We start from the raw sequence: 12,092 nt of genomic DNA on the forward strand, positions 1-12,092 counted from the left end.
ATTTAATTCGACAAAATCATCATTCCATTCTTTTCCCATTATTTAGGGAAAATGATAAAGTCCGTCATATCACAAGCGTTGACAAAATCTCGCCCAACCTTTACAACGTCTTGTAAAGAAATACTTTGTAAAATTTTTGGAAGGTCAAATAGATTTTCACCCGTCTCAATTGGATTAAATTGAGTAGCAATATAATCCAAGGAATTCAAACCATGTAAAAAATCACCAAACATTTCGCTTTTAATCGTATCCAAATGCTCTTGAGTCACATCGGGATCTTTCTCAAAATTCTTTATGGCAGTTCTGAACTGATGGGATATACTGACAGGTTCAGAAGTATCCATCGTTAACATCACAAAGTGAAACGAAGACTCGACTTCAATTTCTAATGTCAAGGAGTTGTCAAGTTTACCAACTTCATAAAGCGACTGAAATCGTTTGGATGTCCACCCAAACATCATTGCAAACAATAATTTGAGGATAATCTTGTAGCGATACTGGTACATAGGAGGAATTTGATTTCTTCCACGAATTCCAATTGCTAATTTTGGTGAAGCAACTTCCATCCGACTTGTCTCATTTTGAACAACTGGATTTAAGTCTACAGGTGAAATGTGAGGAAGAGGATTTGAAGAAGTTTTCATCTCAAATTCAGAAACAAGGTTCACAAGACTGTCAAGATCAAAATTTCCGACAACTACTAGATGCATGTTGGATGGTTGGTAGAATAAATCGAAATTATCCTGTAAACTCTCTTCATCAATTTGAGAGAGAGAAGCTGTAGTACCTGCAATATCTTGGGCCAATGGTGTATCTGGATAGAGATTCGCCAGCGCCCTAAAGAATAATTGATAGTCAGGACTATCTTGGTACATTTCGATTTCTTGTTGAATAATCGATTGTTCCTTCTTTAGAGAATCCTTTGAGAGATGAAGAGATTGTGTCATCTCCAGTAACAATTTCAGACTTTCATTGACATACGAGGTAGTCGAAAAGAGATAACTGGTCTGTGTAAAGCTAGTAAAAGCATTACTTTCAGCTCCCAGCCGTACAAAATGTTGTAAATAATCTTGACCGTCTTGATCTTCAAATAATTTATGTTCAAGAAAATGTGCAATCCCTGCTGGAAATTCTTTTACACCTTCTACTCCATCCATTGTAAATCTTGTGTCAACTGAACCGAATTTAGTAGAAATGATTGCATAGCTTTCATTAAAATCCGTTTTTGGAATTAAATATAACCTCAATCCATTTTGGAGAGTTGTCTGATAAACGCATTCTCCAACAGCTGGATACTCTATTTTCTCCAAATCTTTCTTTATCATTCTCTTCCTTCCATAAAATAGACCGCTTGTAATTTGAGTGATTTGGCAACAGCCATAATTTCATCTTTCGTCACCAGTTGAATGGCTTGAATCCAATCATCAATTGACAAGAACTGTTTTCCTAAAGTGGATTTTAGATAAGCTCTTTCAATAAAGGTGCCAGGTCGATCCTGCGACAATTTTGCAGCATTTATTATCATTTCTTTTGTCAAGCGCAACTCTTCACTGGTAAACTTCCCTCTCTTCAAGTCACTCACTTGACGACTCATCAGAGTCATCGTCCGGGTTCTATTTTTTCTATCAATCCCTGCATAGATACGCATAAAATGAGAAAAAATATCAAAATGGCTGGAGATAGTATAAGCCAACCCTTCTTTTTCTCGGATGACTGTAAACAATTTTGAGTGAGAGAAAGTGCCCAGTAAACCATTTAAAACAATTAAAGCAAAATGCTCTTTCTCTCCATACTGAACAGGAAAGTGATAACCTAATTCTAAAATAGATTGATGAGTCTCTCGCTGCTCCAGTCCTTCTCTGACAACATTCGAGAAAGATTGTGTGTAAAAAAGGTTGACATTAGATTTACGAGGTTGTAAACCAAAGTTACTGATCTTTTCAATGACCGCTAGTTCATTGAAATCACCCATAAAGAAAAAGTCAATCAGATTTGTTTGAAGCATTTCTTGAAATGCTTGATAAGCTGACTCTTCATCCTCATTCTGAATCTGCTGGACACTTCCATACTTACTTAGTTTCATGTCAGCTTGATCATAAAACAACCGATTCAATTGTTGGTGAGCATAATAAAAATGATTTTCAATTTCTGCTTCTAGTTCTGTGATAAGATTTTTTTTCTCTACTAAAAAAGTTTCTGAATGAAAGCATCCATTTTCTGCAAGAGGAGCATTAAGAGATACCTTTAATAAATCCAGCATCTGATCTGTCAAGACATTTTTCTTGCTCAAAAAAGCATCACGGACATAGGATAAATTAATATCAACGTAGTGTGTTTGGCCGCGTTTTGAAACAGAAGTAGAAAAATTGGCTCCATACAAGTTCGCCAACTGTTCTCTAAATTGCTGAGAAGTTGGGTAAAGTTGATTGGCTGTTTCGATCATGCGTGAGGCTAAAACCCGTCCTGCTATTGTTTCTTCAGAAAGGGGGGCCGAGAATCGCACTTTTATCTCATTGGTCTTAAATTTTTCTGATTTCATAAAATGGATTCGAACACCAGTAACTAATTCCATCGTCATCCTCGTTCTAACAAATATTACTCTTCATTATATCATGAAATCCCAGTAAAATCTTTCCCAGACAGATTAAAAAACGTTTACACTGACTCGCCCTATTTTAGGTTTTTCATCCTTTTATGGTATAATAACAATCATTGAGGTGAACTATGAACTATAAACTTTTTGATGAATTTATCACATTACAAGCTCTATTTAAAGAACTGGGAATCATCCAAAGCGGTGGAGCTATCAAAGCCTTTTTACTTGAAAATCAAGTAGAGGTCAATGGAGAAGTGGAAACCAGAAGAGGACGTAAATTACGAGTAGGAGATACAATCGAAGTAATTGGTGATAAGGAAATCGTAACGATTACGCAACCTAGTCCAGAAGAAATTGAAGACTACCAAGCGGACAAGCTAGAAAAAGAACGCGTTGCTCAATTGGTGAAGAAATTAAACAAAGAACAGAAACAAAAAAAAGACACAAAACCAAAAAAAGATACAAAACCAAAAAAAGATACAAAACCAAAAAAAGAGGAGAACAAACGGAAACCCGTTCGTTTCCCAGGGACATAATATGTGGCTTAAATCCATACATATTCAAAAATTTCGAAATTATAAAGAAGTAGAACTCCAATTCCACTCCGGTTTGAATATTTTCTTAGGCCAAAATGCTCAAGGCAAAACCAATCTCCTTGAGTCTATCTACTTTTTAGCCTTGACGCGCAGCCATCGGACTCGTTCCGATAAAGATTTAATTCATTTTCAAGAGGAACAATTTACCGTTTCAGGAGTGTTAGAAAAAAAGACAGGCTCTATCCCTCTAGAAATTTCCTTATCCTCAAAAGGAAGAGTCACTAAAGTGAACCACTTAAAACAAAGCAAGTTATCAACATATATCGGTAACATGAATGTGGTTCTCTTTGCTCCAGAGGATTTACAACTCATTAAAGGATCACCCTCTCTTCGTCGCAAGTTTATTGATATTGATTTAGGGCAGATGAAACCCGTTTATCTATCGGATTTAACAGCCTATCATCATGTTCTAAAGCAGCGCAACAGTTACTTAAAAACGGCGAACACAGTAGATCCAACCTTTTTAGATGTTTTAGATGAACAATTAGCAGATTATGGTAGCCGAGTCTGCATCCATCGGAAAGATTTTCTTAAAAAATTAGAAAACTTTGGCCAGGAAAAACATTTTGAAATTTCCAATCAAGCTGAAAAACTCACTATTCGGTATGACTCATCTGTTCCTTTTCAAGATGAAGAAACACTTCGCCCAACTTTTATCAAATTACTTCGAGAAAATCGGACCAAGGATCTCATCAAAAAAACAACCAGTGTCGGTCCTCACCGAGATGACATTAGTTTTTACATCAATGACATGAATGCGACTTTTGGTAGCCAAGGTCAGCACCGCAGTGTTGTTCTTTCATTAAAACTAGCAGAGATTTCGTTGATTGAATCCTTGACGAATGAAAAGCCTATTTTACTCTTAGACGATGTCATGAGTGAACTTGACAACAATCGTCAACTACATTTACTAGAAGTTATCTCTCGTGACATCCAAACATTTATTACAACTACAACTCTAGATCACCTAAAAGACTTGCCTGAAGACTTAAAAATCTTCAATATTCACTTAGGTCAAATTGACGAATAATTAACAGTGTTGTCAATTTAAATTTACATCTTTTTGACACAATAAAAGTGTGAAATCATAGAATTTCACACTTTTTCTTTTTTATTGAACGGAGTAGTTTGGTGCTTCGTTGGTAATTTGAACATCATGTGGATGACTTTCTTTTAAACCTGCCCCGGACATTTCAACAAATTGCGCATTTTCATGCAATTCTTGAAGGTTGGCAGCTCCAACATAGCCCATACCAGAACGAATACCACCAATCATTTGGAAGACGATATCGGCTGCTGATCCTTTATAAGCAACCCGACCTTCGATTCCTTCTGGAACCAATTTGTTGGCTTCATTGACAGAACCTTGGAAGTAGCGGTCACTAGATCCCTTCTTCATAGCTGCAATAGATCCCATACCACGATAGGTCTTAAATTTACGTCCTTGGAAAATTTCAGTTTCACCAGGAGCTTCATCTGTTCCGGCAAACATGGAACCAAGCATAACTGCATGACCACCTGCAGCTAAAGCTTTTACAATATCTCCAGAATACTTGATTCCACCGTCAGCAATGATTGTTTTTCCATATTCACGCGCGACAGCAGCTGCATCATAAATCGCTGTAACTTGAGGAACCCCAACACCAGCAATTACACGAGTTGTACAGATTGAACCAGGTCCAATTCCAACCTTAACGACGTCAACACCTGCATCATAGAGAGCACGCGCTCCTTCAGCTGTAGCAATATTACCCGCAATCAAAGTGCGGTCTGGGAAATGAGCCCGAATTTCAGCAATCTTACGAAGAACCCCTGCAGAATGACCATGGGCCGTATCGATCACAATCGCATCTGCACCAGCTTCAAACAATGCTTCTGCACGCTCAAATGTGTCAGAAGTAACACCCACCGCACCTGCTACTAAAAGACGACCAAATTCATCTTTAGCTGCATTTGGAAACTCAATGACTTTTTCAATATCCTTAATGGTAATCAAACCAGACAAACGACCATTCTCGTCTACCAATGGCAACTTTTCAATTCGGTGTTCTTGGAGAATCCGTTCAGCGGTCTCTAAATCAGTACCGACTGGTGCAGTTACTAGATTCTCGCTCGTCATATGATTTGAAATTGGTTGATCATAATCAGAAATAAAACGCAAATCGCGGTTGGTCAAAATCCCAACTAGTTTACGATTTTCCATGGTTTCAACAACAGGTACACCACTGATACGGTAGCGTCCCATGAGTTCATTGGCTTCAGCAATGGTATGTTCAGGTGTTAAGAAAAATGGGTCAATGATAACGCCGTTTTCAGAGCGTTTTACTTTACGAACTTCATCTGCTTGTTGGGTAATGGACATATTTTTGTGAATAACGCCAAGTCCTCCAGCACGCGCAATGGCAATAGCCATTTGGCTTTCAGTGACTGTATCCATTGCAGCTGTGATGATTGGGATATTCAACACAAGGTTATCCGCCAATTTTGTACGAAGATCTGCATCGTTTGGTAATACATGACTTTCAGCTGGAATGAGCAATACATCATCGAAGGTATAACCTTTTTTCAAAAATTTAGTGTCCCAATTTGACATTCCCATTTTCCTCTTTTCTTTCTTTTTGAGCCAAGCTCGTCTTTTTTGATTGATAATATCATACCATTCTAAGATAATTTGTCAATCATTTGTACAATATTTCAAAAAGAGGTGTTGAAACCTCTTTTGAATCATTTATTGTATTAGATCATCTTCATATCAAGAGCTTATTTGAAATAGTTCAAACCCATAGCAGACTTGACTTGATCGAGCGTTTCTGCTGCAACAGAACGAGCCACTTCACTACCCTTTTGAAGCATATCATAGACTTGTCCCATATCTTTAGCAAATTCAATCCGCCGTTCGCGAATAGGACCCAACTCTCTCTCTAGAATCTCTAAAAGATAGCGTTTGGTTTTAACATCACCTAAACCACCCCTTTGGTAATGGTCTTTCATGTCTTGAATAGTCACCTGATCTTCTTCTTTTCCAAAAACATCCAAATAATGGAAAACCATATTTCCTTCGATTTTTCCTGGATCTTCGACACGAATATGCTCAGGGTCCGTGTACATACTCATCACCTTTTTCTTCAAGGTGTCCATATCATCCGCTAAATAGATGCCATTCCCAAGAGATTTAGACATTTTGGCATTTCCATCCAGACCAGGCAAACGACCCGCCGCCTCATTTTCTGGGAAAATTCCCTCTGGTTCAACCAAGACATCACAATGATAGGCATGATTAAAGGAACGGACGATTTCACGTGTTTGCTCAATCATGGGCTTTTGGTCGGTCCCAACAGGTACCAGATTGGCTTTAAAAGCGGTAATATCTGCTGCTTGAGAAACAGGATAAACCAAGAAACCAGATGGAATAGACTCTCCGAACCCTTTTTGAGCAATTTCTGTCTTAACGGTTGGGTTACGTTCCAAACGTGAAACAGAGACCAAATTCATGTAATACATGGTCAATTCCGCTAGCTCAGGGATTTGACTCTGAATAAAAATGGTTGATTTATTTGGATCCAATCCAGCTGCTAAATAGTCTAGAGCAACGTTTCCGATGGATTCGACAATGGTTTGTGGGTCTTTAGCATGATCCGTTAAGGCTTGCTGGTCTGCTAAAAAGACAAACATCTGGTACTTGTCTTCGTTTTGCATAAGAACTCGATTCTTCAATGAACCGACATAGTGTCCAATATGGAGTTTCCCAGTTGGGCGATCTCCAGTTAAAATAATCGGCTTGGTCATTTTTCTTCCTCCCTGAAGTACAAAATAAAAACCCACGCATAGCAAAAACTATGCGAGGGCGTCTGAGACACGGTGCCACCTCACTTAGAACAACATCTGCTGTTCCCTCTAGCTCATCATAAATGAGCTGCACATAAGGCCTGCTAGCCGAATCTCTATTTGTTTAGATTCTATTTGAACATCAGTCCATTTCATGCTAGTTCATTGCTTATTTTCAGCGACCATAAGCTCTCTAAAAAACGAATCTAGACTACTCTTCTGATTGATTTTCATTATATAATGACATCAAGGGAAAGTCAAGTTCTTCTCTCTTTTATCCTCCATAATCATCTCCCTCAAATGCTTAAGGGTATTCATTGAAAAATCAAGCGTTTTCTAGTAAAATAGGCTTATATAGACAGAAATAGAGGAGAAATATACGTGCTTACAGTTACAGACGTCTCACTACGTTTTAGTGATCGAAAATTGTTTGATGATGTCAACATCAAATTTACAGAAGGAAATACCTATGGTTTGATTGGGGCCAATGGTGCTGGGAAATCAACCTTTTTAAAAATTTTAGCTGGGGATATTGAACCAACAACTGGTCACATCTCTCTTGGTCCAGACGAACGTCTTTCTGTTCTGCGTCAAAATCACTTTGACTACGAAAATGAGCGTGCCATTGACGTCGTTATCATGGGAAATGAAAAACTTTATAGCATCATGAAAGAAAAAGATGCTATCTATATGAAGGAAGATTTTTCAGATGAAGATGGTGTCCGTGCAGCAGAGCTTGAAGGTGAATTCGCTGAACTAGGTGGTTGGGAAGCAGAAAGCGAAGCTTCACAACTCCTCCAAAACCTGAATATTCCAGAAGAGCTCCACTACCAAAATATGAGTGAACTAGCAAATGGGGATAAAGTGAAAGTCCTCCTAGCCAAAGCTCTCTTTGGTAAACCAGATGTCCTTCTTTTGGACGAGCCGACCAACGGTCTTGATATTCAATCCATTACCTGGCTAGAAGATTTCTTGATTGATTTTGAGAATACTGTTATCGTTGTATCCCACGACCGTCACTTCTTGAATAAAGTCTGTACTCACATGGCCGACCTGGACTTTGGAAAAATCAAACTCTATGTCGGTAACTATGATTTCTGGAAAGAATCATCTGAACTGGCTGCCAAGTTGTTAGCAGATCGTAATGCCAAAGCAGAAGAAAAAATCAAACAATTACAAGAATTTGTGGCTCGTTTCTCTGCCAATGCTTCAAAATCTAAACAGGCAACTTCGCGTAAAAAGATGCTTGACAAGATTCAGTTAGAAGAAATTGTCCCATCTAGCCGGAAATACCCATTTATCAGCTTTAAAGCTGAACGAGAAATCGGGAATGATTTGTTGACAGTAGAAAACTTATCTGTAAAGATTGACGGTGAAACTATACTTGACAACATCAGCTTCATCTTGCGTCCAGGTGACAAGACAGCTCTGATCGGACAAAACGACATCCAAACAACTGCCTTGATCCGCGCTATTATGGGTGAAATCGAATATGAAGGAACTGTCAAGTGGGGTGTCACAACTAGTCGCTCTTACTTACCAAAAGACAATTCAGCTGACTTTGCAGGCGGAGAGTCGATCCTTGACTGGCTCCGTCAATTCGCAAGTAAAGAAGAAGATGACAATACCTTCCTTCGTGGATTCCTCGGACGTATGCTCTTTTCTGGAGACGAGGTTAACAAGCCTGTAAACGTCTTGTCAGGGGGAGAAAAGGTGCGTGTGATGCTTTCAAAACTCATGCTTTTGAAGTCAAACGTTCTTGTACTTGACGATCCTACAAATCACTTAGATTTGGAATCTATTTCAAGCTTGAACGATGGATTGAAAAACTTCAAAGAATCGATCATCTTTGCCAGTCACGACCATGAATTTATTCAAACTCTTGCCAACCATATCATTGTTCTTTCAAAAAATGGTGTCATTGACCGGATTGATGAAACCTATGACGAATTCTTAGAAAACCAAGAAGTTCAAGCAAAAGTCAAAGAACTTTGGAAAGACTAAGAAATCACTCAAAATGATCAAAAACCCTGGAACCTTTGTTTCAGGGTCTTTCAATAGACTATATGAAATTTAAAAACTATTTATCACACCCCATCATATTTTACTTTACAGCTTTTTTACTTCCCTTTACAATCTTATTTTTTGTCTACCTCAGTCAAGGTATTTATTGGGGTAGTGAAACTTCTCCTTTATTAGGCGATGGTTTTCATCAATACGTTATTTTTGACGTTACCTTACGAAATATTTTACACGGAACCGACAGCCTTTTTTACAGCTTTACAAGTGGACTGGGCTTAAATTTTTACGCCCTTTCTAGCTATTATTTGGGCAGTTTTTTATCTCCCTTTGTCTTCTTCTTTGACAGTTTATCCATGGTTGATTCCGTCTATCTCTTTACACTGATAAAAATAGGATTGATAGGGTTGTCAACTTATCACTCCATTAAAGGAATCTATCCTCAACTACAAAAATTCTTGATCCTTTCACTGTCAACTTCATTTGCTTTAATGAGTTTCTCTATCAGCCAGATTGAAATCAAAACCTGGCTCGATGTCTTTATTTTAGCTCCTCTCATTCTGTTAGGTTTACACCGTTTAATGACTCAGAAGAAGCGTGTCCTCTACTTTACAAGCTTGACTATCCTCTTCATCCAGAATTACTATTTTGGATTTATGATGGCTCTCTTCTTAACTTTATGGTATTGTACGCAGCTTTCCTGGAACTTTAAAAAAAGAATATCTTCCTTTTTAGACTTTACAATTGTGTCAATTTTATCAGGGATCACTAGCTTGATCATGATTTACCCCACTCTTTTAGATTTACGAACTCATGGGGAGAACTTTACTAAGATAACAAGAACCTTTACAGAAAATAGTTGGTACTTAGACGTCTTTGCAAAAAACTTAATTGGTAGCTTCGACACAACAAAATATGGGGCTATCCCTATGATCTATGTTGGTCTCTTCCCGTTTTTAATTGCCTTCCTATTTTTCTTTGTCAAATCGATTAGGTTTCACGTGAAACTAGCCTATTTGACTTTATTAGTCATTCTTATTGCAAGCTTCTATTTACAAGCTTTAGATTTATTCTGGCAGGGGATGCATGCTCCCAATATGTTTCTTCACCGTTATGCCTGGCTATTTTCATTGACTATTTTGTTCATGGCAGCAGAAGTCCTCAATCGGATAAAAGAAATCAATTGGCAACGCCTCTGTCTAGCTTTTAGTTTAGTTAGCATTGGCTTTATTCTGACTTTTATCTATCGCAAGCACTATCATTTCTTAACAAGCAGTCATTATGTATTGACACTAGAATTTCTTCTTGTTTTTTTAACTGTGACACTTGCCTTTACAGTTCGTAAACTTTCTTATACAATTTTTTCTGCTGTGATTCTTTTCTTCTGTCTGTTTGAAATCAGTATAAACAGTTATTATCAGATAGATGGGATTGCAAATGAATGGGTATTTGCAGCTCGTTCTTCTTATCAAGGAAAGATTCCAGCAATTGATAAATTGACATCAAGTTTACAGGATGATCAAAATTTTTACCGAACAGAGATTCTCCAACCTCAAACAGGTAATGATAGTATGAAATACAATTTTAGAGGGATTTCCCAATTTTCATCTGTCAGAAATACAGATACCAGTTCGACCTTGGACAAACTTGGTTTTAAATCAGATGGAACGAACTTAAACCTACGCTATCAAAACAATACTTTACTAATGGACAGTCTGTTCGGGATCAAATACAATATTACAGATAGAAATCCTCAAAAGTTTTCTTTTCATAAATTGGAAACTCAAGGAAATCAAACCTTATATCAAAATGAAAAAGCTCTTTCACTAGCATTTCTAACAGCAAGTCCCTACAAGGATATCCAATTTTCTAATCTAACCTTGGATAACCAAAAGAATTTTCTCAATCATCTAACAGGCCAATCCTTGACCTTCTATCAGCGATTATATCCACTGAAAACTAGCTCAGACAATCCTTCTCAAGGACCTCAAAAGGCTAAAGTAGAAGCAGATAGTTTTCTAACTTATGCCAGTATCGAATATGAGCTCTACGTTCAAAATGATAGTCAACTTTATGTAAACCTTCCTTCTTTAGAATTTGAGAATGAAGATTATACCGACGTTGAAATCATCACGAATGGCCAAGTCAACCGCTATACAACAGACAATGTATTTCCCTTCTTCACCATTGGTCACTTTAAAGCAGGAGAAACTGTTAAGATTCGAATTGCCTTCCCTGAAAATTCGACAGTAACCTTCCAAAATCCAGAATTTTTTGCTTTGAACCTTCAAGCCTACCAGGAAGCCTTTGAAACTTTACACCAACAAGAAGTTCATGTGCAAACCAAAGGAAATACTGTCACTGCAGATTTTACAGCAGATCATCATACAAGTCTCTTTTTCACACTTCCTTATGATAAAGGGTGGACAGCGACGATGGATGACCAGCCTGTCCCTATTCGAAGAGCTCAAAAAGGATTCATAGCTGTTGATGTCCCTAAAGGAAAAGGACAGGTTATTCTACAGTTTATTCCACATGGGTTGAAAGAAGGAACCATCGCTTTTCTACTTGGAATTCTTTCCTTCGCTGGCTACAATGCTATTCGAAATAGATCTCAATCCTCAAAAAATCAGTAGATATGCATCATAAAGAGGCTGGGACAAAAGTCCTAGCCTCTCAATTATCTTTGGATTGTCGAGCAAGACGTAGTGGTTGAGTGGGCTCTACTACGCTGATTTCATCAGCTTTTACAGCCCTACTCAACTGTGCGGAGGTGAGACGACGAAATCGAATTCTAACGAATTACCGATTTCTGTCCCACTCTCTTATTTTAAACAAAAAAAGCATCCCTTAGGATGCTAGTTTAGCTCCGCCAGTAGGACTCGAACCTACGACATCATGATTAACAGTCATGCGCTACTACCAACTGAGCTATGGCGGAATGAGATATAGTCCGTACGGGATTCGAACCCGTGTTACCGCCGTGAAAAGGCGGTGTCTTAACCCCTTGACCAACGGACCATGTCATTAACAGAACATATCCCATTATACCATCG

At 38.1% G+C, this 12,092-nt stretch carries 8 protein-coding genes and 2 tRNA genes; 4 read left to right on the forward strand and 6 right to left on the reverse strand.

Annotation, left to right across the window (positions count from 1 at the left end; translation table 11 throughout):
• Window positions 1-38: 38 nt before the first annotated feature.
• Together DW738_RS07815 and DW738_RS07820 are read right to left on the reverse strand one after the other, a co-directional pair.
• Entirely contained in the window at window positions 39-1,325 is a 1,287-nt protein-coding gene (locus tag DW738_RS07815) for a pitrilysin family protein (protein WP_123160744.1), read from the reverse strand.
• Window positions 1,322-2,572, reverse strand: a complete 1,251-nt coding sequence (locus tag DW738_RS07820; RefSeq protein WP_023024792.1) for a pitrilysin family protein — start codon at window positions 2,570-2,572, stop codon at window positions 1,322-1,324. The genes DW738_RS07815 and DW738_RS07820 overlap by 4 nt, the downstream gene beginning before the upstream one ends.
• A 152-nt stretch (window positions 2,573-2,724) precedes the next feature.
• Between DW738_RS07820 and yaaA the strand changes: the two genes are divergently transcribed.
• Window positions 2,725-3,132: a S4 domain-containing protein YaaA gene (gene yaaA, locus DW738_RS07825; protein WP_123160745.1), complete on the forward strand. Its 408-nt coding sequence runs from the start codon at window positions 2,725-2,727 to the stop codon at window positions 3,130-3,132.
• Window position 3,133: 1 nt separating this feature from the next.
• A complete protein-coding gene (gene recF, locus DW738_RS07830) occupies window positions 3,134-4,222 on the forward strand; it encodes a DNA replication/repair protein RecF (protein WP_120701442.1) in 1,089 nt (362 codons plus the stop codon).
• Window positions 4,223-4,303: 81 nt separating this feature from the next.
• Here the strand turns inward: recF and guaB are convergent, their stop codons facing one another.
• Window positions 4,304-5,785, reverse strand: a complete 1,482-nt coding sequence (gene guaB / locus DW738_RS07835; protein ID WP_042361445.1) for an IMP dehydrogenase — start codon at window positions 5,783-5,785, stop codon at window positions 4,304-4,306.
• 167 nt (window positions 5,786-5,952) lie between these two features.
• A complete protein-coding gene (gene trpS, locus DW738_RS07840; RefSeq protein ID WP_023024798.1) occupies window positions 5,953-6,978 on the reverse strand; it encodes a tryptophan--tRNA ligase in 1,026 nt (341 codons plus the stop codon).
• Window positions 6,979-7,398: 420 nt separating this feature from the next.
• Between trpS and DW738_RS07845 the strand changes: the two genes are divergently transcribed.
• Together DW738_RS07845 and DW738_RS07850 are read left to right on the forward strand one after the other, a co-directional pair.
• Window positions 7,399-9,021, forward strand: a complete 1,623-nt coding sequence (locus DW738_RS07845) for an ATP-binding cassette domain-containing protein (protein ID WP_023024800.1) — start codon at window positions 7,399-7,401, stop codon at window positions 9,019-9,021.
• 62 nt (window positions 9,022-9,083) lie between these two features.
• Entirely contained in the window at window positions 9,084-11,672 is a 2,589-nt protein-coding gene (locus DW738_RS07850; RefSeq protein ID WP_123160746.1) for a YfhO family protein, read from the forward strand.
• A 231-nt stretch (window positions 11,673-11,903) separates the two neighbouring features.
• Here the strand turns inward: DW738_RS07850 and DW738_RS07860 are convergent.
• Window positions 11,904-11,977, reverse strand: a tRNA-Asn gene (locus DW738_RS07860).
• Window positions 11,978-11,985: 8 nt separating this feature from the next.
• Window positions 11,986-12,057, reverse strand: a tRNA-Glu gene (locus DW738_RS07865).
• Window positions 12,058-12,092 lie beyond the last annotated feature (35 nt).

Source organism: Streptococcus sp. AM28-20, from assembly GCF_003603595.1.
Classification (GTDB): domain Bacteria; phylum Bacillota; class Bacilli; order Lactobacillales; family Streptococcaceae; genus Streptococcus; species Streptococcus ilei.